This window comes from Streptomyces sp. NBC_01808, assembly GCF_035917395.1.
Lineage (GTDB): Bacteria > Actinomycetota > Actinomycetes > Streptomycetales > Streptomycetaceae > Streptomyces.
The window spans coordinates 3543599-3566929 of record NZ_CP109072.1 but is presented as its reverse complement, the minus strand read 5'-3'; the positions used below and the strand labels follow the sequence as shown (position 1 = coordinate 3566929).

The 23331-nt window shown below is 72.7% G+C and carries 27 protein-coding genes; 9 read left to right on the top strand and 18 right to left on the bottom strand.

From position 1 onward, the window contains the following. The first annotated feature begins 331 nt into the window (after positions 1-331). Together OG946_RS15320 and OG946_RS15315 are read left to right on the top strand one after the other, a co-directional pair. Complete coding sequence (locus OG946_RS15320; protein ID WP_326796671.1) at positions 332-1390, top strand: NlpC/P60 family protein; 1059 nt, start codon at positions 332-334, stop codon at positions 1388-1390. Between the two features lie 242 nt (positions 1391-1632). After that, on the top strand, positions 1633-3120 hold the full coding sequence (locus tag OG946_RS15315; protein WP_442814373.1) for a PP2C family protein-serine/threonine phosphatase: 1488 nt from the start codon (positions 1633-1635) through the stop codon (positions 3118-3120). Positions 3121-3135: 15 nt separating this feature from the next. Here the strand turns inward: OG946_RS15315 and OG946_RS15310 are convergent, their stop codons facing one another. The 4 genes from OG946_RS15310 to OG946_RS15295 all read right to left on the bottom strand — a co-directional run bounded on the left by OG946_RS15310 (position 3136) and on the right by OG946_RS15295 (position 5581). Beyond that, positions 3136-3468, bottom strand: coding sequence for a DUF2516 family protein (locus OG946_RS15310; RefSeq protein WP_047020032.1), 333 nt, complete (start codon positions 3466-3468; stop codon positions 3136-3138). Positions 3469-3571: 103 nt separating this feature from the next. Continuing rightward, a complete protein-coding gene (locus OG946_RS15305) occupies positions 3572-4225 on the bottom strand; it encodes a hypothetical protein (protein ID WP_326796669.1) in 654 nt (217 codons plus the stop codon). After that, entirely contained in the window at positions 4222-4692 is a 471-nt protein-coding gene (locus OG946_RS15300) for a helix-turn-helix domain-containing protein (RefSeq protein ID WP_326796668.1), read from the bottom strand. Before OG946_RS15300 ends, OG946_RS15305 begins: the two co-directional genes overlap by 4 nt. Positions 4693-4834: 142 nt before the next feature. Then, positions 4835-5581 (bottom strand): phosphotransferase family protein, encoded by a 747-nt coding sequence (locus tag OG946_RS15295; protein ID WP_326796667.1) that lies wholly within the window; start codon positions 5579-5581, stop codon positions 4835-4837. A gap of 102 nt (positions 5582-5683) precedes the next feature. On the opposite strand from OG946_RS15295, the gene OG946_RS15290 reads away from it, so the two are divergent. Beyond that, entirely contained in the window at positions 5684-5953 is a 270-nt protein-coding gene (locus tag OG946_RS15290; RefSeq protein WP_326796666.1) for a hypothetical protein, read from the top strand. A gap of 18 nt (positions 5954-5971) precedes the next feature. Here OG946_RS15290 and OG946_RS15285 read toward each other — a convergent pair whose 3' ends face one another. Further along, a complete protein-coding gene (locus OG946_RS15285; RefSeq protein WP_326800260.1) occupies positions 5972-6346 on the bottom strand; it encodes a VOC family protein in 375 nt (124 codons plus the stop codon). Positions 6347-6479: 133 nt separating this feature from the next. On the opposite strand from OG946_RS15285, the gene OG946_RS15280 reads away from it, so the two are divergent. Next, positions 6480-7541 carry a MerR family transcriptional regulator gene (locus OG946_RS15280; protein WP_326796665.1) on the top strand — a complete coding sequence of 354 codons (1062 nt, stop codon included), beginning with the start codon at positions 6480-6482 and terminating at the stop codon, positions 7539-7541. Positions 7542-7730: 189 nt separating this feature from the next. Then, positions 7731-8735, top strand: coding sequence for a hypothetical protein (locus OG946_RS15275; RefSeq protein WP_326796664.1), 1005 nt, complete (start codon positions 7731-7733; stop codon positions 8733-8735). On the opposite strand, the gene OG946_RS15270 is transcribed toward OG946_RS15275, so the two are convergent. Both OG946_RS15270 and OG946_RS15265 read right to left on the bottom strand, forming a co-directional pair. Next, on the bottom strand, positions 8638-9501 hold the full coding sequence (locus tag OG946_RS15270) for a GNAT family N-acetyltransferase (RefSeq protein WP_326796663.1): 864 nt from the start codon (positions 9499-9501) through the stop codon (positions 8638-8640). The two genes, OG946_RS15275 and OG946_RS15270, sit on opposite strands and share 98 nt — an antisense overlap. An 82-nt stretch (positions 9502-9583) precedes the next feature. Continuing rightward, entirely contained in the window at positions 9584-10390 is an 807-nt protein-coding gene (locus OG946_RS15265; protein WP_326796662.1) for a TetR/AcrR family transcriptional regulator, read from the bottom strand. A 106-nt stretch (positions 10391-10496) separates the two neighbouring features. On the opposite strand from OG946_RS15265, the gene OG946_RS15260 reads away from it, so the two are divergent. Both OG946_RS15260 and OG946_RS15255 read left to right on the top strand, forming a co-directional pair. Next, on the top strand, positions 10497-11438 hold the full coding sequence (locus OG946_RS15260; protein WP_326796661.1) for an ATP-binding cassette domain-containing protein: 942 nt from the start codon (positions 10497-10499) through the stop codon (positions 11436-11438). After that, complete coding sequence (locus OG946_RS15255; RefSeq protein WP_326796660.1) at positions 11431-12192, top strand: ABC transporter permease; 762 nt, start codon at positions 11431-11433, stop codon at positions 12190-12192. The genes OG946_RS15260 and OG946_RS15255 overlap by 8 nt, the downstream gene beginning before the upstream one ends. A gap of 130 nt (positions 12193-12322) precedes the next feature. Here the strand turns inward: OG946_RS15255 and OG946_RS15250 are convergent, their stop codons facing one another. From OG946_RS15250 to OG946_RS15230, 5 genes are all read right to left on the bottom strand, one after another. Beyond that, the gene (locus tag OG946_RS15250; protein WP_326796659.1) at positions 12323-12727 is read right to left on the bottom strand and encodes an ankyrin repeat domain-containing protein; all 405 of its coding nucleotides are present in this window, start codon (positions 12725-12727) and stop codon (positions 12323-12325) included. Between the two features lie 9 nt (positions 12728-12736). Continuing rightward, positions 12737-13846, bottom strand: coding sequence for a phosphotransferase (locus OG946_RS15245; RefSeq protein ID WP_326796658.1), 1110 nt, complete (start codon positions 13844-13846; stop codon positions 12737-12739). Between the two features lie 94 nt (positions 13847-13940). Further along, positions 13941-14648 carry an HAD family hydrolase gene (locus tag OG946_RS15240; RefSeq protein ID WP_326796657.1) on the bottom strand — a complete coding sequence of 236 codons (708 nt, stop codon included), beginning with the start codon at positions 14646-14648 and terminating at the stop codon, positions 13941-13943. After that, positions 14645-15511, bottom strand: coding sequence for a winged helix-turn-helix domain-containing protein (locus tag OG946_RS15235; RefSeq protein ID WP_326796656.1), 867 nt, complete (start codon positions 15509-15511; stop codon positions 14645-14647). The genes OG946_RS15240 and OG946_RS15235 overlap by 4 nt, the downstream gene beginning before the upstream one ends. 277 nt (positions 15512-15788) lie before the next feature. Then, positions 15789-16682, bottom strand: coding sequence for a GntR family transcriptional regulator (locus tag OG946_RS15230; protein ID WP_326796655.1), 894 nt, complete (start codon positions 16680-16682; stop codon positions 15789-15791). Positions 16683-16914: 232 nt separating this feature from the next. On the opposite strand from OG946_RS15230, the gene OG946_RS15225 reads away from it, so the two are divergent. Further along, on the top strand, positions 16915-17130 hold the full coding sequence (locus tag OG946_RS15225) for a hypothetical protein (protein ID WP_326796654.1): 216 nt from the start codon (positions 16915-16917) through the stop codon (positions 17128-17130). Between the two features lie 22 nt (positions 17131-17152). Here OG946_RS15225 and OG946_RS15220 read toward each other — a convergent pair whose 3' ends face one another. From OG946_RS15220 to OG946_RS15210, 3 genes are all read right to left on the bottom strand, one after another. Next, complete coding sequence (locus tag OG946_RS15220; protein WP_326796653.1) at positions 17153-18409, bottom strand: GNAT family N-acetyltransferase; 1257 nt, start codon at positions 18407-18409, stop codon at positions 17153-17155. A 73-nt stretch (positions 18410-18482) separates the two neighbouring features. Continuing rightward, positions 18483-19511: an asparaginase gene (locus tag OG946_RS15215; protein ID WP_326796652.1), complete on the bottom strand. Its 1029-nt coding sequence runs from the start codon at positions 19509-19511 to the stop codon at positions 18483-18485. A 61-nt stretch (positions 19512-19572) separates the two neighbouring features. Beyond that, positions 19573-20265, bottom strand: coding sequence for an RsiG family protein (locus OG946_RS15210; protein ID WP_326796651.1), 693 nt, complete (start codon positions 20263-20265; stop codon positions 19573-19575). A gap of 182 nt (positions 20266-20447) precedes the next feature. Between OG946_RS15210 and dtd the strand changes: the two genes are divergently transcribed. Continuing rightward, entirely contained in the window at positions 20448-20873 is a 426-nt protein-coding gene (gene dtd / locus OG946_RS15205; protein ID WP_326796650.1) for a D-aminoacyl-tRNA deacylase, read from the top strand. 180 nt (positions 20874-21053) lie between these two features. On the opposite strand, the gene ygfZ is transcribed toward dtd, so the two are convergent. From ygfZ to OG946_RS15190, 3 genes are all read right to left on the bottom strand, one after another. Next, positions 21054-22022, bottom strand: a complete 969-nt coding sequence (gene ygfZ, locus OG946_RS15200) for a CAF17-like 4Fe-4S cluster assembly/insertion protein YgfZ (protein WP_326796649.1) — start codon at positions 22020-22022, stop codon at positions 21054-21056. A gap of 118 nt (positions 22023-22140) precedes the next feature. Then, positions 22141-22593: a Fur family transcriptional regulator gene (locus OG946_RS15195; RefSeq protein ID WP_326796648.1), complete on the bottom strand. Its 453-nt coding sequence runs from the start codon at positions 22591-22593 to the stop codon at positions 22141-22143. A 99-nt stretch (positions 22594-22692) separates the two neighbouring features. Continuing rightward, complete coding sequence (locus tag OG946_RS15190; RefSeq protein WP_125935532.1) at positions 22693-23259, bottom strand: FABP family protein; 567 nt, start codon at positions 23257-23259, stop codon at positions 22693-22695. Between the last annotated feature and the right edge of the window lie 72 nt (positions 23260-23331).

The following is a 23331-nucleotide window of genomic DNA, read 5'->3' as shown; positions in this document are numbered from 1 at the left end:
CCTCCCAAACCCCCGTGACCTCCGGGACGCCGGACTTCCGAACCCCGGAGCCTCCCAACCCCCCGAACCCCCCGAACCCCCGGAGCATCTGAAACCCCCCGAACCACCAGAACCACTCGAACCCCCCGCACCTCCCCGAACCACCCCGTGTCGCAGCCGTGTTGCAACTCCTCATCCGGTTATCCACAGGTCTGTGGATGAGGGCTGCGGGAGTTGCGGTCGATATGGCAGCATCCGAGGCATGTGATCGCGCGGGGCTGGCCAGAGCCCCGGGACGGGCCCGCTGGAAGGAGGGGCCCGCGGACCACGATCGGGGGAGTGGGGGAGACGCATGCGCGGAATCGGGGAGGCGCGGGCGGCGGGAGCGCGCCGGCGCAGAGGCATCGTCCTGGCCGTGACCGGCCTGCTGGCGCTGCTCGTGCCGCTGACCGGGCCGGCCGCCGAGGCGGAGCCGAAGCCGACGGTCGAGGAGGTGCACGCCCGCGTGGAGCGGCTGTACCGCGAGGCGGAGGCCGCCACCGACGCGTACAACGACGCGGAGGAGAAGGCGAAGAAGCAGCGCAAGGAGGTCGAGCGGCTCGACAAGGCCGTGGCCGACGCGAGCGAGCGGCTGGCCGGGCTGAAGGACGAAGCGGGCGCGCTGGCCAGGGCGCAGTATCGCGGCGGCGGGGTGCCGATGGAGGCGCAGTTGCTGCTCAGCGACGACCCGGAGGAGTTCGTCGACGACCTGCGGCTGGCCCGCAAGGGGCAGCACGCGCAGCGGCGGCTGATCACCGAGGTGACCGGCACGCAGCAGCGGCTGGACGGCTATGCGAAGAAGGCCGCCGGGACGTACGAGCGGCTGGAACGCAGCCGCGAGGCCAGGGCCGGGGCGAAGGAGCGGATAGAGGAGCGCCTCGCCGAGGCGAAGAAGCTGGAGAAGAAGCTCAAGGCCGAAGAGCGGGAGCGGCTGCGCCGGCTGGAGCGGCAGCGCGCCCGCGAGGCGCAGGCGCGCTGGCTGGACTCCGGGATCCTCGACGAGATCGACGCCGACGCGACGCCCGCCGGCCGGAAGGCCATCGCGTACGCCACGGACCAGCTCGGCAAGGACTACGTGTGGGGTGCAGAGGGGCCGGACACGTTCGACTGCTCGGGGCTGACGATGCGCGCCTGGGAGGCGGCCGGGGTGGGGATCCCGCGGACCTCGCAGACCCAGTTGGCGGGGCTGGCGCGGGTCGACGTGAGCGAGATGCGCCCGGGGGACCTGATCATTTATCACTCCGACGCCAGCCACGTCGGCATATATGTCGGCGACGGCGCGATCGTGCACGCGCCGCGGCCCGGTCGGCAGGTGACCGTCGCCGGCGCGGGCAGCATGCCGATCAAGGGCGTGGTGCGTCCCGACGCGTGATCTGCGTCATGTGGCCGGCCTGCCGGATTCGGGGCGGGTGGGCGGGGCGCGGGCCCTCCCAGCAGGGCAAAGGACCGGGGGAGGGGCCGCATTCCGGGCCGCGTCGCCCGTTCCTACCGGCGGGTGATCACGCTAGGGTCCCTCCTTGGCGGTTTTGCTGGAGGAACGGCACGAGCCGCCGTCCACGGCCGCGAGCGCGCTCGCGCCCGGCCGTCACCCTCGGGGGGAGGGAAGGAAGAGCGATGCCCGTACCCGGGCGTTCCCCGGCCTCCGGACCGTCCGGCGGACCTGACCAGTCCGCCGCAGGTGCCGGGGTGGCCGAGACGCAGGCCGCGACGCGGCGGCGGCACCCCCTGCCGTCGGCCGCGCACGCGCCGTCGCCGCAGCCGCACGCGCCGTTGCCGGCGCAGCGCTCGGGGCACGGCCCGGTGCCCGGGCAGGCGCATGCGCGCCAGCGGGCGGTGCCGGAGGCGCTGACGCTGCTGCTGATAGAGGCGGAGCCGGGCAGCGGACCCGGCATCGCACGGATGCTGGAGCAGGCGGGCGCCGGCCGCCACGGCGAGCGCATCCGGGTGCGTACGGCGCGCAACCTCACCGAGGCGGAGCGGCTGCTCGGCCCCGACGTGCACTGCATCCTGCTGGACCTCAGCGTGACCGGCGAGGCGGCCACCGCGGAGGACGGCGAACCGGCGGAAGAGGGCGACGAGCTGGAGGCGCTGCACGAGGTGCTGGCCATGGCGCCGCTGCACGCGGTGCTGACGCTCACCGACGAGGACGACGTCGAGCTGGCCGCCGAGGCGGTCCGCGTCGGCGCGCAGGACTACCTCTTCCGCGGCGAGCTGGACGGCCGGGTGCTCGGCCGCGCCATCCGGTACGCGGTGGAGCGCAAGCGGGCCGACCTGGCGCAGAGCCGGCTGACGGCCTCGCGGCTGCGGGCGCAGGAGAACGCCCGGCTGGAGCGCGGGCTGCTGCCCACGCCGCTGCTCGCCGGCTCCGGCCTCGGCTTCGCCGCCTGCTACCGCCCCGGCCTGCCGCCGCCCGCCGCCGGCGCCACCCCCACCCGCGCGCTGCTCGGCGGCGACTTCTACGACGCGGTGCGCACCCCCGACGGCGCGGTGCACGCCATGATCGGCGACGTCTGCGGCCACGGCCCGGACGAGGCCGCACTCGGGGTGGAGCTGCGCATCGCCTGGCGGGCCCTGACGTTCGCCGGCCTGGTCGGCGACGAGCTGCTGGCCACGCTCCAGCAGGTGCTGGAGAACGAGCGGGCGGACGACGAGATATTCGCCACGATGTGCACCGTCGACGTCTCCCCCGACGCCCGCCGCGCCGGCCTCTACCTGGCGGGCCACCCGGCGCCGCTGGTCGCCGTCCCCGGCGGCCGGCCGCGGCTGATGCCGCAGGAGCTGGGCGGTCCGGCGCTGGGCCTGCTGCCGCGCGCCCGCTGGCCGCGCCAGCAGGTGGAGCTGGGCGGCGCCTGGAGCCTGATGCTCTACACCGACGGCCTGATCGAGGGCCGTACGGGCCCGGGCCGCGGCCGGCTGGGCCAGGACGGCATGCTCGCGCTGGTCGGCAGGCTGCTGGACCAGGGCCTGGCCGGCGACGACCTGCTGGACGGCGCGGTCACCGAGGCGCGGGCGCTCAACGGCGGCGACCTCACCGACGACGTGGCGGTGGTGCTACTGGATCGGCCCCCGGGCCCTTGCGGACCCGGGGACCGGATGTCGTGATCGCCGACGCGCGGGTCAGCGCCCGTTGAACGGGCCGTAGGGCCCGTCGGAGCTGCTGCCCCCGCGCCGCCGCCCGCCGCCGACCTGCTTGAGCGCGGGCCGCACGTCCACCATGAAGACGATGGCGGCGATCAGCGCGATGATCGGCAGGAACGACATGATCGGGAAGATGACCATCACGGCGAAGCCGACGCCGAGGATGATCAGCCAGAACTGCTTGGTGTTCTTGTCGGCGGCGCGGTACGCGTCCTCGCGGGCCAGGGCCGCCAGGATCAGGGCCGCCCCGGCGAACACCGTCAAGGCCAGGCTGAGCAGCCCGAGCAACGAGTAGAAGCCAGAGATGAGCACGCGGTCCACCGCCTATTAGTCCGACTCAGTGTTCAGGGATCCGGCGCAGACACCGTACCCGGATAACGCCCCGGGCACGCGAGGGGTGCCCGGGGCGCGAAGCTCAGGAGTCCGCCTTGGGGGGGTTCTTCTTGGCGGCGGACTTCTTCGCGGTGCCGTTGGCGCTGGCCCGGGGGGCGCGCTTGCGGGGGGCGGCCTTCTTGGCAGCGGCCTTCTTCGCGGCGGGCTTGCCGGCGGCGGGAGCCTCGTCGGGGGCAACGCCCTCGTCGGCGGCACCCTTGTCGGCGACGCCCTCATCGGCGGCGGCCTTTTCGCCACCGGGCCGGATGATCTCGGTGGTCACCTGCACCGCGTCGGCGGTCTCGCCGCGCCACTCCGCGACGGCACCGCGGCCGCGCTCGGCCAGCTCGTCGTAGGTCTCGCGGGCCTTCACCGCGTACTCGGCGGCCCGACCGACGCCCTGAAGGGCGAGGTCCTGCGCCGTCTCACGCAGCTTCTTGATGTCGGTGTCCAGGTCGCCGAGCCGCTCGGCGACCTTCGCCTGCGCCTCCTTGGCCTGCTTCGACACCCGCTCCTGCACCTCACGCGGGTCGGTCTCGCGCACCGCGGACAGCCGCTCGGGCGCCTCGGCCCGCAGCCGCTCCACCAGCGCGGGCACCTCACGCAGCTTCTCCAGCGCCAGATCGGCGGTACCCGCGACGGCGTAGAGGGGCGTGGGGTCGCTGAGCGTCTTGCGTACGTCGTCGGTCATGGTCATGGCGTTCTCCTCCGGTCACTGGCGGGCCTCGCGTCGCCCTCACCCCGCCCGCCACCCGGCCGCGGGGCTTCCCCTTCCGTTTGTCCCTCCTCCACGCCGCCGCCCGCGTCCTCGCGCGCGTTCTCCTTGCGGAAGGAGTCGTAGATCTGCAGCAGCACCTGCTTCTGCCGCTCGCTGATCGCGGGATCGGTGAGTATCGCGGTATGCACCGCCATCCCGTCGGCCCCGTCACCCCGGCGCTCGTCCAGAATCCCCGCCTGCACATACAGCGTCTCGGCAGAGATCCGCAGCGCCTTCGCGAGCTGCTGCAGAATCTCGGCGCTGGGCTTGCGCAGCCCGCGCTCGATCTGACTGAGGTACGGATTCGACACCCCGGCGGCATCGGCAAGCTGCCGCAGACTGAGCCGCGCACTGCGCCGCTGCTCCCGCAGGAACTCCCCGAGGTTGCCGACGTGTATCGAACCCATACTTCGATGCTGCCGCACCCGTGCTAACTATTGCAAGCACTTGCTTGCAAGTGTGTCGCACACCACATATCGCGATACTATCGCGAGTCCCCCGATCGCGGCGACCACGGGATCAACGCTCATGGCAGCGGGCCGCGCAGTCTCACATCCGGGATTTCAGTACGTCGACCTCGCAGCCCGGTGCGAACGGGTCGAAGCCGTGCTCGGCCAGCCAGCGAACCCCCAGCAGGCTGCGCAGCGACCACCACGCGCGGATCACGTCGTTGTCGACGTCGTTGCCGTAGCCGGCGATGACGTCGTCGAGGTGCCCCTCGTGTCCGAGCGTCAGGGTGGCGAGGTCGAACAGGGCATTACCCTGACCGGCCTCGGACCAGTCGATGATGCCCGTGACCTCGTCGCCGTCGACGAAGACGTGCTCGATCTGAAGGTCGCCGTGCGCGAACACCGGAGTCCACGGCTGGAGCGCGGCCTCGGCGACCTGGCGGTTGCGGGTGACCAGGTCGGCGGGCAGGATGCCGTTCTTCACGAGCAGTTCGCACTCGCCGTCGAGTTCCGCCGCCCACTCGTCGGGATCCCGGCGGCGCCGGCCGGTCCAGGGCGGCAACGGCGCCTCGTGCAACCGCCGGATGGCGGCGCCCGCCGCGGCCCACGCCGCCGGCGACGCGGCCGACGGCTCACCGAGGCGGCCGAGCGCCGTCCCCGGGACCGCGGCGATCGCGAGCACGGACGGCTTGCGCCACAGGACCTCCGGAGTGGGGACCGGCACCAAGGCCATCGCCTCGACCTCCACGTCGATGCGCGCCTGATCGGTATCCACCTTCAGGAACACATCGCCGACGCGCAGGGTCGCGCGCTCGGAATGGGCGACGACGACGTTGACCCCATCCATGGGCGACGAGTATCCCGGGGGACGATCCCCGACGTCGCCGGGTTTTCGCGCCTCGTGCCCTACGGCTCTGACAACGCACCGTCCACGGACTATGTTCGACCGGTGGAGAACCCCGAGATCGTCGTCAGACTCACCCCGGACGAGGCGCTGGTCCTGTCGGACTGGCTGGAGCGGGTGCAGATGACGGATCTCAGTCGCCTCGTCGACGATGCCGCGGTCTGGGCGCCCCTTCACCGCATCGCCGGGGCCCTCGACAAGTCGCTGCCGTCGATGTTCGCGGCGGACTACGCCGAGCGGCTGGAAGCCGCCCGCCGCAGGCTTCGTCCGGCCCAGGACGACGACACCGATGGTCAAGAGGTGCCGGATGCGTGACGGCGCAGCCTCACCGCTTCACTCCGACGCGGCGGCGGCTTTGACGATGCAGAAGGGGTGCCCCGCCGGGTCGGTGAGGACCCGCCACCTGTCCTCCTGCGGCTGGCCGGGCGGCTTGGCGGCGCCCAGGGACAGGAGCCGGGCCTCGGCCTCGGCCAGGTCCTCCTCGATCGTGAAGCAGAGGTGGAGTTGCTGCGGCACGTCCTGGGTGGGCCAGGTCGGGGCCCGGTAGCCGTCGACCCGCTGGAAGCCGAGGACGAGTTCGCCGGCCCCGGTGAGACCCGCGAAGTCGGCGTCCGACTTCGGGTGGAGCGCGAGGCCGGTGGCCTGCTGGTAGAACGCCGCCAGCAGCGGGGGGTCGGGGCAGTCGAGGGTGATCGCGCTCAACTTCATCTGCATGACGGCTCCTGGGGACCGGCCGGTGGACTCACTGGTGACGAGCCTAGAGGCCGCGGTTGACCTTCACCCTGGGGGAAGCCGCAGCATCGGCCGGGCCGGGCGGCCGCCCGGTATGAGGAGGGACGGCATGGGGTTGCTGACCATCGGGGCCTTCGCGCGCGCGGCGCGGCTGTCGCCCAAGGCGTTGCGGCTCTACGACGAGCTGGGGCTGCTGACCCCCGCCCGCGTGGACCCGGTGACCGGCTACCGCCTCTACGCGCCCGGGCAACTGGAGCAGGCGCGGCTCGTCGCCTGGCTGCGGCGGCTCGGGATGCCCCTGGCCCGTATCCGGCACGTCTGCTCGCTGGACGCCGGAGCCGCCGCGGCGGAGGTCCGGGCGTACTGGGCGCAGGTCGAGGCCGACACCGCCGCGCGGCGGGAGCTGGCCGCCTTCCTCGTCGACCATCTGTCGTGGAAGGAACCTGCCATGCCCCTGGAAATCCGTTACGCCGCCCTGTCCGACACCGGTCTCGTGCGGGAGAGCAACCAGGACACGGCCTACGCCGGGGAGCGGCTGCTCGCCGTCGCCGACGGGTACGGGGTGCGGGGCGCGCCCGCGAGTGCGGCCGCCGTCGACGCCCTCAGGCGGCTGGAGACCGACGGCATTCCGGCGGGCGGTCTCCTCAACGTGCTGGAGGACGCCATCGAACAGGCCGAGCACGCCGTGCGCCGCGTCGCCGCCTCGTCGCCCGCGGACGCCGGGACCACGCTCACCGCGATGCTCTGGACCGGCTCGCAGCTCGCCCTCGTCCACATCGGCGACTCACGCGCGTACCTCCTGCGCGAGGGTGAGCTGTTCCTGATCACCCACGACCACACCGTCGTGCAGTCGATGGTCGACGAAGGCCGGCTCACCCCGGAGGAAGCCGCCTCCCACCCCGAGCGCGCCCTGCTGCTCCGCGCCCTGGGCCACGCCCCGGACGTCACCCCTGACATGCGCCTGCACGACGCCCGGCCGGCGGACCGGTACCTGCTGTGCTCCGACGGGCTGTCGGCCGTCGTGCCGGACGGGGAGATCCGCCGGGTGCTCGCGGAGGGCGGTGAGCCCGAGGAGACGGTCCGCGCGCTCGTCGCCCTGGCCATCGGCTCCGGCGGCCCCGACAACGTGAGTTGCGTGGTCGCCGATGTCGTGGAGCGCCTGCCGCAGTAGACGCGCGCGTACGGACTCCGCCGCGAGCGCCGGCGCGTACCGCCCCTTCCGGCTCGCCCGGGAAGCCCGTCAGCCTCGATGACGAGACCCGCCCCCGCCGTCAGAGGGAGGCGAACACCCCCGGCGGTGGACGTACGGGGCCGGGGTGAGGGCCGAGCCTGGTGTTCCTGCCGAGGGAGGGGACATCCGGTGGAAGGCTGGGACCGAGTCGGCCGGTGGTCGGGATACGGGGCGGCGCTGGCCCTGGCGCCGTATGCGTTGATCAAGGTGTCGTGGGTGGTCGGCGCGCTCCTGGGCGTGGCGCCGGTCGGAGGCGGCTTCAACCTGGCCGGCTGGCTGCTCCTCAACACGGTGACCATCGGGATGGCGGCGAGCGGCATCGCCCTGGGGCTCGCGCTGGTACGGCCCTGGGGCATGCGGATACCGGGGCGGCCGGTGGCGTTCTGCGCCTGGGTCGGGTCGGGGTTCCTCGTGTCGATCCTTCCCTACGCGGTGTTCAGCACGCTGTGGGACGGCGGTGGTGACGGCGGGGACGGCGACTCGGCGTCCCGCGACGATCCCGCCATGCCCGGCTGGGAAGCCGCCCTGATCCAGTTCAGCTTCGTGTCGATGGGGCTGGGTCTCGCCTTCGCCCTGCCCGCCTACCTGCGGCGGCGCTGGCCGGAGGCGTTCACGGGGCGGGCCGGGGGCGGGCCCCGTACCGTGGCGTCCTGGTCTGCCGGCGTCGCCGCGGCCGTCGGCCTGGTGTGGCTGTACTGGGCCGCGGGCGGCACCGCGGGCGTCGCGCACCCGGGCGAACGCAGCACGGACGGGTATCTCTTGACCGGCCTGAGCGCGTTCTGGGCGCTCGCCGGGTCCGCCGCCGTCCTGGCGCTCGTGCGGACGCGTCCGGCCCGCGTGCCCCGCCCGCTCCTGCTCGGACTCGGCTGGCTCGGCTCCGGTTCGCTCTTCGCGTGGAGCGGCTGGAAGCTGCCCTTCACGGTGTACGTGGCACTCGCCCGGCCCGCCGACGTCACCCTGCCCGAGAGCCCCGCCGTCGCCGCCGTGCTGCATCTCGCCGCGGTCATGGCGGGGCTCGGCATGCTGAGGATGCTCGTCAGCCCTGCGCGAACCTGTACGTCGTCCAGTCGGCGAACACGTCGTAGCCGAGGCGCTGGTAGAGCGCGTTGCTCGTGGGGTTGGTCGCGTCGGTGAAGAGGGCCACCTCCGTGGCGCCCGCGGTGAGCGCCGCCCGGGTCACCGCCGCCGTCACCCCGGCCGCGTAGCCGTGGCCGCGGTGGGCGGCCGGGGTGTAGACCGGGTCGACCTGGGCGAGGCCGGCGACCGCCGGGTTGACGCCGGCCATGGAGACGGGGGTGCCGTCCGGGGTCTCCCAGAAGGTGTAGTGCTTGTCGGCGTAGCGGGTCGTGGACCAGGTGGCGGCGTCGATGGTGACGTCCTCGCGGACGTCGGCCGCGAAGCCGCGGCAGAAGTCGATGAGTTGCTCCCGGTCCGCCTCGCCCGCCGCCCGCGCCCGCCCGGCCGGCGCGGGATCCGGCGGCGTGAGCGTACCGAGGCGGCGCAGCCGGAGGCGGACGGCGGGGGTCGGGGTGGCGCCCGTGTGCCGCTGCCAGGCCGCCGCGAAGGCGGTGGTGGTGTCGTGGTCGCCGCCGACGCCCGGCGGGGCGTGGCCGAGGGCCGCGAGGTGCGCGGCGAGGGAGTCGGTCTGTGCTGCGGTGAGCGGGGTGAGGCCGAGGCTGCGGCCCGGCAGTTGGTGGCAGACGCCGGCGACCGACCCCGCCCGCGACAGCCGGCCGAGCAGCGGGCGCCCGCCGCCGTACGGGCCCGTGCCGCGCGCTTTCAGCCGGGCTGCCCAGGTCAGCGCCATGATGTGCGGTACGGGCCTGCCGCGCAGGAAGTCCTCCGCTTCGGCCAGGAATTCGTCGAGGTCTTCGGTGAGGTGCCAGCCGTCCGCGCGCATGCCACATGATCCCCCGCGGCCCCGGCGTGCGGAACCCGTGATCACGTGCGGAAGTCCGTGATCAGCGTGCGGAAGCCCGTGATCAGTCCCGGCGGCGTCCTTCGATCAGCGCCTCGATGCCGTCGAGCACGCGCTCCAGGCCGAACGCGAACTCGTCGTAGTCCGAGGGGTTCTGCGGCGGCTCCACGTCCGCCTCGTCGAAGGCGCCGCCCTCCACCGCAGTACGTAGATGGGGCAGGTGACCGGCGTCGGAGACGCGGAGCAGGAAGCGGCTGTACTCGTTCATCAGCCGCTCCACGTCGGGGCTGCCGCCCATCGCCAGGGCGATCGTCACCTCCGCGCGCACCTGGTTGCTGACCAGCAGCGCCGTGGCCACCTTCTCGAACTCCGTGAGCGGGGTGTCGCGGAGAATGTAGAGGGCCTGGTCGAGCGCCGCGAGCTGGTTCGGCGTGACGGGCGGGCCGCCGCTCGGTACGTGCGCCACGGCCCAGGGGTGCGCGAACATCGCGTTGCCGACGGCCTGGTACCAGTGCCGCAGCCCCGCCCGCCAGTCGCCCTCGGCCCCCGCCGGAAGCGGCGGCGGCGGGCCGAAGGCCCCGTCGACCATCAGCGTGACCAACTCGTCCTTCGTGGCCACGTACCGGTACAGCGCCATCGTCGAGACGCCCAGCTCCTTGGCGACCCGCCCCATCGATGCGGCCTCCAGCCCCTCCGCGTCCGCGACCGCGACCGCCGCCGCGACGATCCCGTCGAGCGTCAGCCCCCGCTTCGGCCCCTTCTGCGGCCGCGGCCGCAGGCCCCACGCGGCCTCGACGCTGGCGGGAACGGCTCCGGTGTCGCGCTTGTCTTCGCCGCGCCGGCCTTCGCCTGCGGCGTCCATGGCGTCCATCTGCTCAGTTTACGCCATACACAGTGCCGTGTATGCTCTACGCAGTAGTGCGTATGGCATACGCAGAAGCGGCTCTACGGAGCCCCCACGGAGAAAGGGGGGAGCTGTGCCCCAGCCCACCCGCCCCGCCGTCGAGGCCGCCGGCCTCACCAAGGCGTACGGCGGCACGAAGGTGCTCGACGGCGTCGGCCTGACCGTCAGGCGCGGCACGGTCTTCGCCCTCCTCGGGCCCAACGGCGCGGGGAAGACCACGACGGTCCGCATCCTCGCGACGCTGCTGCGGGCCGACGCGGGCACGGCGAGCGTCGCCGGGTTCGACGTGGCCGCGGAGCGCTCGCAGGTCCGCCGGGCCATCAGCCTCACCGGGCAGTACGCCGCGCTGGACGAGGAGCTGACCGGCGCCGAGAACCTCCGCATGGTCGCCCGCCTCACCGGCCTGTCCCGCCCCGCCGCCGCCCGCCGCGCCGCCGAGCTGCTGGAGCGGTTCGGCCTCGCGGGCGACGCCGCCGGGCGCCGCGTCCGCACGTACTCGGGAGGCATGCGCCGCCGTCTCGACCTCGCGGCGGGTCTGGTGGGCGACCCCTCCGTGATCTTCCTCGACGAGCCGACCACGGGCCTCGATCCCCGCAGCCGCCAGGCCGTCTGGGACGAGGTGCGCCGCCTCGCCGACGCCGGCGTCACGGTCTTCCTCACCACGCAGTATCTGGAGGAGGCCGACCGCCTCGCCGACCGCATCGCCCTCCTCGACGGCGGCCGGCTCGTCGCCGAGGGCACGGCGGCGGAGCTGAAGCAGCAGGTCTCCGCCGAGCGGCTGGACCTCACGCTGGTCTCCCCGGAGGCGTACGAGAAGGCGGCCCACGCCCTGGACCACCTCGCCGTGCGCCGCGACCCCGGCACCCGCACCCTGGGCGTCACCACCGACGGCCGCGCCGCCCACATACGCGACCTGCTCGACGCCATCGACCCCGACCGTACCCAGGTCGAGCGCTTCGCCGTGCACTCCGCGACGCTCGACGACGTCTTCCTGAAGGTGACCCGCGATGGCTGACGCCCTGACCCACTCGGCGACGATGGTCGGCCGCTCCGTGCGGCTCAGCTCCCGCAACCCCGACGCCCTGATCACGGCGCTGGCGCTGCCCGTGCTGCTGATGCTCGTCTTCGTCTACCTCTTCGGTGGCGCCATCGACACCGGCGGAGGCTGGCGCTACGTGGACTACGTCGCCCCCGGCGTCCTCGTCCTGTGCGCCGGCTTCGGCGCGGGCACGACGGCGATGAGCGTCGCGGACGACATGAAGGGCGCCGTCATCGACCGCTTCCGCTCCCTCGACGTCGGCGGCACCGCCGTCCTCACCGGCCACGTCGCCGCCAGCGTCGTGCGGAACCTGGCCGCCACGGTGCTGGTCTTCGCGGTCGCCTTCGCGATCGGCTTCCGCCCGGACGCCGGCGTCGGCGGCTGGCTCGCGTCGGCGGGCATCCTGCTGGCGGTGATCACGGCCATATCGTGGGTCGCGGCGGCGGTCGGCCTGCTGGCCAACTCCCCGGAGGCGGCGGGCGGCTTCACGTTCTTCCTGGCCTTCCTGCCGTACCCGTCCAGCGCCTTCGTCCCGGTCGACTCGATGCCGGGCTGGCTCCACGGCTTCGCCGAGCACCAGCCGCTGACCCCGGTGATCGAGTCACTGCGGAAACTGCTGCTGGGCCAGCCGGTGGGCAGCAGCCCGTGGGAGGCCCTGGCGTGGTGCGCGGCGCTGACGGTGGGGTCGATGGCGGCAGCGGCGGTGCTGTTCAGGAGGCGGATGAGGTAAGGGGGCGTACGGAAAGGGGCCGATGGCCGACGAGGAGTGAGCCATGCACCGCAACGGACGGCCCGACCCGAAAGGGAGAGCCCCGGGCCCCCGGCGCCAGCACTGGACCGCAAGGGCCGACCCGCGGGCCTCACACCCCGCCGAACAGCTCCAGCAGCTCCGTCCTGCCGGCCACCCGCGCCGTCGCGACCGCGGACGGGGACCCGGCCTGCGGATCCGCCCCGTGCCGCAGCAGCACCCGCACGACGTCGTCCGCCCCCGCCCGCACCGCCGCGGCCAGCGGCGTCGCACCCACGGCCCCGACCTGATCCGCGTCGGCCCCCCGCTGCAACAGCGCGGCGACGGTCCCGGGATGCCCGTTGACCGCGGCGAGCATGACGAGGGTGTCCCCGTCGTCGTCCCGCAACCCGGCCGGCACCCCGGCGTCCACATAGGCGGCCAGCGTGTCGGTCCGCCCCTGCCGGGCAAGCTCGAAAGCCTTGGTGGCCAGCTCGAACACGGCGGGGTCGTGCGCGGGCTCGTCCGCTCCACTCATGCCGTCACCCTATGACGCGGAAGGCGATCCCCCGGTATTGGCCGCGCCCCGCTGCCGCGGTGTGGCCAGCCACCTCAGCAACTCGTGCTCGATCTCGCCGGCGCCGGCCACCGTGGGCAGCAGCAGTGAGTCCGCCGCCCGGTCGAGCGCGGCGTTGATCACCTTGGCCGCCTCGGCGGTCGACGTCTCACCCCGCTCCGTCGAGTACGCCTGCCGGATCACATCCGTGTACACCGACTGGATCCGCTTGAACGCGAGGTATCGGGGCAGGTCCGCCTCGATACCTTCGGCGGCACCGGGCCGGGACTCCTCCGCCACGTCGGCCCAGCGAGCGATGACCTCGCCCTCCTGGCGTGCCGGATAGCGCATCAGATGCAGGTGGGTGGCCAGGTCGTACAGCGGATCGCCGATGAGGGCCAGCTCCCAGTCGATGGCCCAGAGAGCGTCGTGCTCGTCGACGATGAGGTTCGCGCGGTGCACGTCCCCGTGCAGCAGCCCGAAGGGGCGCGGGGTCATGCCGCGGAGCCGGGTTTCGAGGGAGGAAGCGGTGGCGGGGGCCGACCCGGGGTGGATGCCCAGGCTGTGGAACAGCGCGTCGAAGTGCGGCAGGGAGTGCTCGACCACGTCGGTGAAGGTGAACCGGACGAGATCCCGGGCGAACTCCGCGCTCCCGCGCTCCGCCGGCAGCGGCGCGTGCAGCGCGAGCAGCGCGGGATCGTAGGGCTCGACGGCCAGCAGCTCCCGGAAGAGCCGGACGATCTGGCCGACGAACGCGGCGGGCACTTCCTCCCCGGGCGGCGCGACTTCAGCCAGGGTGCACCCTTCGATGAAGCCCTGGACGGTGAGGGAGTCGATGTGGCCGACCGTAGGAATGTGGGAGACACGACCGGCCAGCGTGGCGAGCAGATCGTCCTCGGACCCGAAGCACCTGCGGTCGAACCACAACAACCCGGGCCGGGGATCCCGCAACTTCACCCACCCGGCCGACTGCCCGAACAACCCTGGAGCGGCGCCCAGCCGGACCGCGTACGTCTCGTGGTGGTATCCGGGCAGCGGCCCGATGACCTGCTCCGTCGTGGCGAAGAGGACTTGGAAAACGGATGTTGCGGAGGCCGGCACTGGCGAAGTGTCCTCTGCTGCGGGCGTGATCAGGAAAGATTACTCCGTCTGCTGCATGGCGCCCCTTGGACACGGATCAATTGTCCAGATGGTGTCAGCGCGAAGTGGCTGTACCGCGTAGCGCGTGGAGCACGGCATCCAGCGAACCGACCGTGAGCGGTGCGTCTGCCTGGCGGAGAGCCTGCTCTTTGTGGGGTGCGCGTGCATAGCCGATGAAGGCGACTCCCACGGCTTTTGCAGCCTGCCAGTCGGACGGCGTGTCGCCGAGCATCACGCAATCACCGGGCGTCGTGCCGGTCGACTCAAGTGCACGTCGCAGGCAGTCGGGGTCGGGCTTCAGCCCGGATCCGTCGGGTCGGCGCCCGTGTACGTGCGGGGAGAAGTACTGGCTGAGTTCCTGCCACTCCAGGTGAACCTGAATGGCAGCAGCCGAGTTGTTGGACGTGATGGCCAAGGTACGCCCGAGCGTGTGTAGTTCGGCAACCAGTTCGTGGGCGTACGGGGTGGGTGTGGCGGTCGCGGCCGCCGTCTTCTCCTCTTTCGTCAGCAGCATCTCCACCTCCCGGACAATGCCGTCGTCGGGCAACAGTCTCCGGGCCGCCGCGAGGATGCTGTGCGGGTCGTTCGAGTCGTACTCGGGTGTGCCCGCCATGCCGGCTGCGCGACGGTGCAACATCGTGCGGAGCTGCCCGGCGACCTGTGCCGCAGGGTACGCCGAGAACAACCGGCAGATGGGGCCGTCGAAGTCGAAGAACACGCACTTCGCCGATTCGAGCACTTCTTCCAGAGCAGTCACATTCATCCGCTCCACCGTACGGCTATGGTTTGCCAACGCGTCTCGAACCACGCGCGCTGCTGGTCGATGAAGGCCGCGTCATGCGTGCTGCCGCCGTACTCGGTCCCGTGGAAGTGCAGCAACGGGGTCTCCATGCCGCGGACGTCGTAGATGGCGTGACGTCTCTCCGAACCGGGATCGAGCGGGACCTCGTTCGGCTGCACCGTGTAGGCGCCGAACAGGACCTCGGCGCTGTTCAGGATGTAGAACTTGTGTCCGGGGAGCTGCCCTGTTGTCTTTATCCGCACGGAAACCTTGACGCGGCCGGTCTCCTCCAGGTGGTTCAGATCGGCCCACAGCACCCGGGCGAAGCTGTTGCCGATCTCGTGCAGCCTGTCGCCCGGTCGCCGGTCCTGCGGTTGCTGGATGAGCTGGGGAAGATCGTCGAAGGCCGAGCGCCGCGGGATCAGTGCCCTGACAGTGATGCTGGCCGGCGTCAGGGTCCCACGCGATACCGCCTGGAACGGCTCTTTCAAGGTATTGACCAGCGATTGCATCGTGACCGAGACCACGTCCAGCGTGACGTCCTCTTCGCCGAATGCCCGCATCAGGCAGTCGACCGGAGCCGGGTCATCCGGGCCCGGAGCCGTGCGCAGCACCTTGGGCGGGCGGCCCTTCTTCGGAGCGTCGACCAGACCGTCCTTGCGCAGCAGGTCGATGGCGCGCTGCACGGTCGGCCGCGAGACATGGTGCCGGTCGGCCAGGGACTCCTGGGTGGGCAGCGTGGTGTCGTCGGCAAACTCGCCCTCGTTGATCCGGCGGCGGAGGTCGTCGGCGATTCGCTGGAAGGCGGGAGCACGGGCGTCATCCCCCGCTGCAGCTTGATGCATCTCAGAAAGGTACAACGCCCTGTCATCTCCGGGCAGTTGGCAATGCTGTCGAGGCCGGTGGGTGCCCTCGATCCGACAAAGCCGGGCATCTTCTGCGTCGCTGTCCGCTGTGTGCAACTGGTGCAACTCCGTAGATTCGCACCGTCGAAGGTCAGCGAGTGACGATGTGTGATCTCGGAGGCGAGGTATGGCCCATTTCCTGATCACCGAACAGTGCGCCGGGCGGCCGCCCGATCCCCACGCCGGTGCTACTGGCCGGGTTGCCGTGAGTCACGGCTCAGTAGCTGATGGGGTACGGCTTGGCGATTTTGGTCCACAGCGACTCGAACCACGTTCGCGAGTGCTCGACGAAGTCCACGTCGCTTTTGCCGCGGCTGTCGGGGCCCGCGGAGTAGCGGAACAGGTGGGAGTTGAGGCCGAGGACGTCGTAGATGTCCATATGATCCTCACTGAACGGGACGGGGACGCTGTTGGGGACGACCTCGTAGAAGCCGGTGAGGGCTTCGGTGCCGTTGAGGACGTAGAGCTTGATGGTCGGAGTGAGGGCCACGCCACGGACTTCGACGGAGAGTTCCCGTACGAGCCCGCGTTCCCCGAGGTACTGCATGCTGTGTGCGAAGGCGCGCGTGTGCAGTTCGATGAGGCGGTTGAGGCGCTGGAGGGGGCGGGGGTCCGCCGGGTCGTCGATCAGGAAGGGGATGGCCAGGTGGGCCTCGGGGCTGGGGACCATGATGCGGCAGGTGACCGAGCGGGGGACCACGCGGCCGGCCCTGATGGCCATCAGGGTGGGCGCAATCGCGCTGTTGAGGGTCTCGGTGGTCAGACCGAAGACGTCGAGGGTGACGTCGGTGGCCTGAAATGCCACGTCGAGCCGCTCTGCCAATTCCACGTCCGCGGTGAGCGACGAGGCCCCTTCGCGGCGGGCGGCGGGCTCCGCCACCGTCGGCGGCGACCCCCTGCCTACGTCGGCGAGCAACTGCTCGCTCTTGAGGAGGGCGAGGGCCTTGCGGACCACGCCGCGTTCGACCTCGAACTCGTCCATCAGGGCTTTCTGCGTCGGCAGGCTGTCGCCCGGGCGGAGTTCGCCGGAGTCGATGCGTGCGCGCAGTGCGTCGGCGACGCGGTCTCGGTCCGCCCGGGCGCTGGTTGCCGAAGGTTGGTCCCTGCTCACCCTGCCAACCTTACAACTTCCAGCCAACCGGCGGGGGTTGACTCGAAAATGTTTTGAGTTGGTTACCAACTGGGCACAAGTTAAGCAGAGTTGGTGACCAACTCTGCGACCCTGGCGGCAACTGAGAGAAGTTGGCGGTGATGGTCGTCGCCCGGGGCTCGCGCTCTCCCGCTGTCCGAAGGCGCATGGGGGGAGGGGGGACCGCTGCGTACGCAGAAGGGAGGGACCCACCATGCCGGTCGGAATCACTCTGGCCATGTCCGCGCTGCTCGTCGGCTTCGAGCGCTTCGTCGAATGGCGCTTCGGCACGGTGGGAGCGATCGGGCTCACCACCTTGCTCGTGGGGCTCAAGACGCAGAACGTCACGTGCATGACCATCGGCGGCCTCGCGCTCGCCGTGCTGCTGATCCAGTCCGCCGAGCCCGGCCGCGCCGCGGCCGGGCAGTGAGGCAGAGGAAACCAGAGGAAATCTAGAACATGTCGGGACACCACGGTCGGCGCGAGGTGCGCAGCAGGGTGTCCGCCCGCGCGGCGGCGCCCGGGCGCTCCTCGTCGACCACGCCCAGGGCGGCGAGCCGTACCGCGGACTCGTCGCCCAGGCTGAGCCTCGCGAGCTCCGCCACGCTCAGGGCGAGGTCGGCGGGCCGGTCCGTGGGTACGCAGCCGGTGTCGCCCGGGCCACCGGCGTCCAGCAGGAAGCGGCCGCCGGCCAGGCCGGCCGGGTCGTGTACGTCGAGCACCAGGGAGCCGGAGGCCGCGTACGTGCGGGCCTCCAGAAGTCGCGGGACGTCCAGTGGCCGGAGCCACAGGTAGTCCGCGTGCGTGGTCACCCGGGCCGCCCGAGGGTCACCTAGGCAGAGGGGGAGGAGATCGTCGGGCGCCCGGCGGCCCGTATGGATCGTCGTGATCCAGTCGAAGGAGACCAGATAGCGCCAGAGCGCCCGCTCCGCGGCGGGCGTGACGGCGATCAGGTCGGTCACCGTCAGCTCGTCGTCGGAGAGCTTGCCGGGCCACTCGCCCCACTTGGTGCGGTACGTGACGACGCCCTCCGGTTCGCCCGCCGCCGAGCGGTAGACCGCGTAGAAGGGCTCGTGCCACGGGCCGTCGACGCTGAAGCGGGCCGCGCCCGTGTGCACCTTCCACTGGTACGCGCTCCGGTTCACCGCGCCGGGGACCAGCGTGCGGAAGCGGTCGTGCAGCGCCGGGGCGATCGCCATCAGCTCGGCGGCGTCGAGGAGTTCGACGGTGCCGCCGTCGTCCGGGCCCGCGTAGCGCGGGTCGAGCTGGGCGCGCGGGGTGGTCACGTCGTAGGCGGTCGTCCAGGTGGCGGGGCCGAAGCCGTAGCGGCCGTAGATCGGGTACTCCGCGGCGATCAGGCTGGCGACCACGTCGCCGCGCTCCTTCGCCGCCGCCAGGTCGTTCCGCAGCATCCGGCTCAGCAGCCCGCGCCTGCGGTGCGTCGGCGAGACCGTGACGCTGGACACCGCGCACGAGGGCACCGCCGCCCCGCCCGGCACCGTCAGCTCCTGATCGAAGCTGCGGTACGTGCCGACCCACCGCCTGCCGTCGTACGCGCCCCACACCCGGGCCAGGTCGCGCTCCGCGACGAACAGCGCCACGTCCTCCTCGGTGACCGCGGGGGTGCGTATGAAGCCGGTGTGCAGGGCGCGCATCCAGTCGCCCACGTCGCCTTCGGTGAGCGTACGGATCTCGATGCCGTCGCTCATGACCGCACCTCGTTCGCGGGGTGCGCTGCTGTGCCGGAGTTATCGATCATCCGCCCACGCTAGGTGGCGGGCGTCAGAACGTCGCGCGAATTTCCCCGACCCGCTCCGCGCCGCCCAGCAGCGGCGCCGCCCCGATCCTGGCCAGCACCGGCGACCGTACGCCCAGCAGCGCAAGACCCCGCGCCAGCACGGGACCGACGGCCCGCAGCGCCCCGTCGTCGACCTTGAACGCCAGCGCCCGCCCGTCCGGCAGCGCCACCGCCTGCACGCCCTCCGCGCCGACCTTCGCCAGCACCCCCGGCACCCCGCGCATCAGCCACGTGTCCGACCGCCGGGTGCCCGCGACGTACTCCGGATGCGCCCGCATCGCGTCCGCCACCCGCCGCTCCGGCGTGCCCTCCGCGGCCAGCACCAGCCGCCGGAAGCCGCGCGCCAGCGCCGTCAGCGACAGCGACATCAGCGGCGCGCCGCAGCCGTCGACGCCGACGTGCCGCACCTCCTCGCCCGCCGTCTCCTCCACCACCTGCCGCACCAGCCGCTGCAGCGGGTGGTCGGCGGCGAGGTACGACGCGCGCGGCCAGCCGTTCGCGACACAGGCCGCGAGCATGGCGGCGTGCTTGCCCGAGCAGTTCATGGTCACCCGGTCCCGCCGCCCCCCGGCGGCCAGGTACGCCTCCCGCTCCTCCGGGTCCAGCGGCAGGTCCGGCGGGGTCCGCAGGTCGTCCTCGGACAGTCCGGTCTCGGCGAGCATCTTGCGTACGAGATCGAGGTGGAACCGTTCGCCCGAGTGGCTGGCCGCGGCCAGCGCCAGCCGCTCGCCCGCCAGCGGCCCCGCGTCCGTACGCGCCCCCGCCCGCAGCACCGCCACCGCCTGGAACGGCTTGTTCGACGACCGCGGGAACACCTGCCCCGTCACGTCCCCCCAGGCCCGCTCCACGTCGCCGTCGGGACCCAGCAGCACCAGCGACCCGCGGTGCCGCCCCTCGGCGAAGCCGGAGCGCACCACCTCCGCCAGCACGGGCGCGGGCCCGGCGTGCGCGCCCTCCTCGGCCGCCGCGGGACCGGGGACCCGTGGCGGGGATATCCAGGTGTCGTCGTGCATGCGCGGCGCCCTCCGTGCCGGGGACGGCCTCGGGGTCTCCGCTCCGTCGCTCGGTCAGAACTCAGGACAGCAGGTCGTCGACCTGCGCCTCCCCTTCACGATAACGGCGGGCGATCTCGGCGCTGCACTCGTCCGCGGTCCGCTGCAGCCGCTGCCGGCGGCCGGAGATCCGGGCCTCGTAGCCGGCCAGCCGGGCGAGGCCCCGGTGCAGTTCCTCGTCCGTACGGGCCGAGAGGTCGGAGAGCGCGACCTCGGCGAGCATCTCCTCCGCCAGCTCCCGGTACTCCTCGCGCAGCGGCGTGCCCAGGGTGACGTGCCGGGCCGAGGCGGGGCGCGGCGAGGGGCCGTCGGTGAGGATCTCGGGGAGCCGGTCGAGCACCGGCGAGTGCGGGCTCGCGCGGCGGCCCAGCTCGGCGCGGAGGATGTCGATCCGGCCGTGCAGCAGGCGGCGTACGTAGCTGAGGTCGGTCTCCTCCTGCTGCGCGGAGCGGCGCAGCCGGCGCAGCTCGGGCAGGCCCAGCGCGTCGAGCGGCGCGGAGGGGGTGGCGGGGCCTGGGGCGGCGAGCACGGCGGTGGCGCCGGCCCCCGCGGGCGCGGTCGCCGCCGCCCGCGCGGCCTGCACCGCCTGGGAAGCCTGCGCAGGACCGCCGTCCGGGGCGCGCGGCCCCGGCGGGCGGGGCGGGCGGTCGGCGGGCGGGCTGCTGCGCGCGGTCGGTACGGGCGGCGTGGGCCGCCCGGCTCCGGGAGAGCTCATGCGAGTGTCAGTCCCCTTCGTCCGAAGATGCCGCGTCGGCGTGGCGACCTTCCGGACACCGTAGGCAATCGTGCCATTGCGCACGACCGAATCGCAGGGAGACTGCGCCCGTTCGGCCCCGCGCACGTTGCGGCGCCCGGGGGCACGGCGGCGCACGTGGCGCCCTCGGGATAATGCGATGTATGCGAGCGGTGGTGCAGCGGGTGGACGGCGCGCGGGTCGAGGTCGGCGGCGAGACGGTCGGCGAGGTGATCGGCGAAGGGCTGTGCGTACTCGTGGGCGTCACCCACGACGACACTTCCGCGAAGGCGGCGCAACTGGCCCGCAAGCTGTGGACGCTGCGGGTGCTGGACGACGAGAAGTCCTGCTCGGACGTGTCGGCGCCGCTGCTCGTGATCAGCCAGTTCACCCTCTACGGTGACCCCCGCAAGGGCCGTCGGCCGACCTGGCAGGCGGCGGCGGCAGGGGAGGTCGCGGAGCCGCTGGTCGAGGAGGTCGTGGCGCAACTGCGGGCGCTGGGTGCGCAGGTGGAGACGGGGGCGTTCGGCGCGAAGATGCGGGTGACGCTGACGAACGACGGCCCGTTCACGGTGCTGGTCGAGGTCTGAGCCGTACGAGCCGAAGGCGGACAAGGCCCGGACGGCGGCACGCGAACGCAGCCGTAAGGAGCAAGGCGTACGAACTCGCGGCGCACAGGTGTACGTATCGCGCGGGGCGCGGGGGCGTACGCGACATCCGAGGCGCACGGCAGCACGCCCCCGCGCTCGGGGCGCCTCCGGCCCGCGGGCTCAGGGCTCGACGACCGTCTCCTGCGCCGCCGCCGTCTCGTCCGCCAGCAGCGCCGCGTCCGCGGGTACATTCCGCTTCACCAGCGCCAGCGCGATCGGCCCCAGCTCGTGGTGGCGCACCGAGGTCGTGACGAAACCCAGCTTGCGCCCCTCCTCCTCGGCCGCCAGCCGGATCGCCGCCCCGTGCGGCGGCAGCGTCACCTCGCTGCCGTCCAGGTGCAGGAAGACCAGCCGACGCGGCGGCCGGCCCAGGTTCTGCACCCGCGCGACCGTCTCCTGCCCCCGGTAGCACCCCTTCTCCAGGTGCACGGCGGTGCCTATCCAGCCCACCTCGTGCGGGATCGTGCGGTGGTCGGTCTCCAGGCCGAGCCGCGGCCGGTGCGCCGCCACCCGCAGCGCCTCGTACGCCAGCACCCCGGCGGGCGGGCCCGCGGCGGCGGCGAAGTCCGCAAGCGACTCGCGCGGCAGGAAGAGATCGCGCCCGTACGCCGTCTCGCGGACGGTCACGCCCTCGGGCGCCTCCGCGATGGAGCCGGCCGGCAGATGGACGACGGCGAGGTCGTCCGTGCGGTCCGCGATGTCCACCCGGTAGAAGAACTTCATGCTCTCCAGGTACGCGATGAGGTCCTTCTGCGTACCCGGCTCCACGTGCGCCCACGTCGTCTCGCCGTCGTCGACGAGGTACAGCGCGTGCTCGATGTGCCCGTGGGCGGACAGCACCAGCGCCTCGGTGGCGTGCCCCGGCGCGAGCGCCTCCACGTGCTGCGTCAGCAGCAGGTGCAGCCAGCTCAGCCGGTCCTGGCCGGTGACCGAGACGACGCCGCGGTGGGAGAGGTCGACGAAGCCCTCGCCGGCGTCCAGCGCGCGCTGCTCCCGGAAGAGATCGCCGTAGTGCGCGGCGACGCCCTCGTCGGGAGCCTCGGCGGCGACCGCCCCGGGCAGGGAGAGGAGGGGGGAAGGCGCGTTCATGCTTCAAGAGTACGTCCGGGTGGCCACCCGCGGTCACGGGCCGGATTCGGCCGCGTTCGGGGCGTCCCGGTGCCGCGGGGCCTCAGTCGCGCCGAGGACCGCGGGGAGTCCGGATGTCTCAGGAGTGGGACGGGGCGGCGGCGTCGGACGCGCCCGGCTCGGCGCAGGTCGCGCAGCGGCCGAGGATCGCGAAGTGCTGCACATCGCTCTCGAAGCCGAACCGCTGCCGCAGCGTCTCCGCGAACGGCTCCGCCACCGCGTTCTCCGCCTCGATCACCCGGTCGCAGACGCGGCAGACGAGGTGCAGGTGGTGGTGGCGGTCCGCGATGTGGTACGTCGGCGGGCCGTGGTTGAGGTGCGCGTGGCTGACGAGGCCCAGCTCCTCCAGCAGCTCCAGCGTGCGGTAGACGGTGGAGATGTTGACGCTGGCGGCGGTCTTGCGGACCTCGCAGAGGATGCCGTCGGGCGTCGCGTGCTCCAGGGAGTCGACGGCCTCCAGCACGAGCTGCCGCTGCGGCGTCAGGCGGTAGCCGCGCTCGCGCAGGTCGCGCTTCCAGTCGGTGGTCTCCACGGCTCAAGTGTATGAGTGTCGCGGCGGAACCCCGGCCGGTTGCCGGAAAGCGCCCCTGACGGGGCCCGCGCGGGGCCGCACCCTCGCGGGTCCGCGGCGTCAGCGGAAGAAGGCGATCCCGTCGTCCGGGAGGTCCTTGAGGTCCTTCGCCCACTCCCGCGGGTTCACGACCTTCTTGAGCTGGGCCGACATGTACGGGCGCAGCTCCACCTCCGGGGTGGCCTTCTCGCCGACCCACATCAGATCGCCGTTCACGTACCCGTACAGCCGCTTGCCGCCCGCGTACGGCGGGGAGGCCGCGCTGCGTGCGACCGCGTCCGTGGCCAGGTCGAGCTGGGGCTTGCCCTCGGCCAGCTCGCCGTACCAGACCTCGGCGACGCCCTGGTCGCGCACCATGACGACGTCGAGCTGCCGGTCCGGCCGGATCCGCCAGTAGCCGGACTCGCTCTCCAGCGGGCGCACCTTCTCGCCGTCCTCGTCGAGCACCCAGGTGTACGACGTGTACGCCAGGAAGTCCCGGCCGTCGTGGCCGAAGCGCACCTCCTGGCCGAAGTTGCACTTCTCGCTGCCGGGGAAGTCGAAGACGCCCGCACCCTGCCAGTCGCCCAGCAGGAACGCCAGCGGGACCAGGTCCTTGTGCAGGTCGGAGGGGATTTCGATCGGCATCGTCAGCGCTGGCCCTGGTACAGCTTCTTCACGACCAGGCCGGCGAAGGCGAGTGTGCCCACGCAGACCAGC

Excerpts from the sequence above, each read along its gene's own strand:
- OG946_RS15225 (WP_326796654.1), top strand. The coding sequence starts at position 16,915 with ATGCCGGTCGGAATCACTCTGGCCATGTCCGCGCTGCTCGTCGGCTTC.
- OG946_RS15270 (WP_326796663.1), bottom strand. The coding sequence starts at position 9,501 with ATGCGCGCGGACGGCTGGCACCTCACCGAAGACCTCGACGAATTCCTG.
- OG946_RS15235 (WP_326796656.1), bottom strand. The coding sequence starts at position 15,511 with ATGCATCAAGCTGCAGCGGGGGATGACGCCCGTGCTCCCGCCTTCCAG.
- OG946_RS15265 (WP_326796662.1), bottom strand. The coding sequence starts at position 10,390 with ATGGACGCCATGGACGCCGCAGGCGAAGGCCGGCGCGGCGAAGACAAG.
- OG946_RS15210 (WP_326796651.1), bottom strand. The coding sequence starts at position 20,265 with ATGAGCTCTCCCGGAGCCGGGCGGCCCACGCCGCCCGTACCGACCGCG.
- OG946_RS15305 (WP_326796669.1), bottom strand. The coding sequence starts at position 4,225 with ATGACCATGACCGACGACGTACGCAAGACGCTCAGCGACCCCACGCCC.
- OG946_RS15240 (WP_326796657.1), bottom strand. The coding sequence starts at position 14,648 with ATGAATGTGACTGCTCTGGAAGAAGTGCTCGAATCGGCGAAGTGCGTG.
- OG946_RS15285 (WP_326800260.1), bottom strand. The coding sequence starts at position 6,346 with ATGAAGTTGAGCGCGATCACCCTCGACTGCCCCGACCCCCCGCTGCTG.
- OG946_RS15315 (WP_442814373.1), top strand. The coding sequence starts at position 1,633 with ATGCCCGTACCCGGGCGTTCCCCGGCCTCCGGACCGTCCGGCGGACCT.
- OG946_RS15215 (WP_326796652.1), bottom strand. The coding sequence starts at position 19,511 with ATGCACGACGACACCTGGATATCCCCGCCACGGGTCCCCGGTCCCGCG.
- OG946_RS15255 (WP_326796660.1), top strand. The coding sequence starts at position 11,431 with ATGGCTGACGCCCTGACCCACTCGGCGACGATGGTCGGCCGCTCCGTG.
- OG946_RS15300 (WP_326796668.1), bottom strand. The coding sequence starts at position 4,692 with ATGGGTTCGATACACGTCGGCAACCTCGGGGAGTTCCTGCGGGAGCAG.
- OG946_RS15320 (WP_326796671.1), top strand. The coding sequence starts at position 332 with ATGCGCGGAATCGGGGAGGCGCGGGCGGCGGGAGCGCGCCGGCGCAGA.
- OG946_RS15280 (WP_326796665.1), top strand. The coding sequence starts at position 6,480 with ATGGGGTTGCTGACCATCGGGGCCTTCGCGCGCGCGGCGCGGCTGTCG.
- OG946_RS15250 (WP_326796659.1), bottom strand. The coding sequence starts at position 12,727 with ATGAGTGGAGCGGACGAGCCCGCGCACGACCCCGCCGTGTTCGAGCTG.
- OG946_RS15190 (WP_125935532.1), bottom strand. The coding sequence starts at position 23,259 with ATGCCGATCGAAATCCCCTCCGACCTGCACAAGGACCTGGTCCCGCTG.
- OG946_RS15295 (WP_326796667.1), bottom strand. The coding sequence starts at position 5,581 with ATGGATGGGGTCAACGTCGTCGTCGCCCATTCCGAGCGCGCGACCCTG.
- ygfZ (WP_326796649.1), bottom strand. The coding sequence starts at position 22,022 with ATGAACGCGCCTTCCCCCCTCCTCTCCCTGCCCGGGGCGGTCGCCGCC.
- dtd (WP_326796650.1), top strand. The coding sequence starts at position 20,448 with ATGCGAGCGGTGGTGCAGCGGGTGGACGGCGCGCGGGTCGAGGTCGGC.
- OG946_RS15220 (WP_326796653.1), bottom strand. The coding sequence starts at position 18,409 with ATGAGCGACGGCATCGAGATCCGTACGCTCACCGAAGGCGACGTGGGC.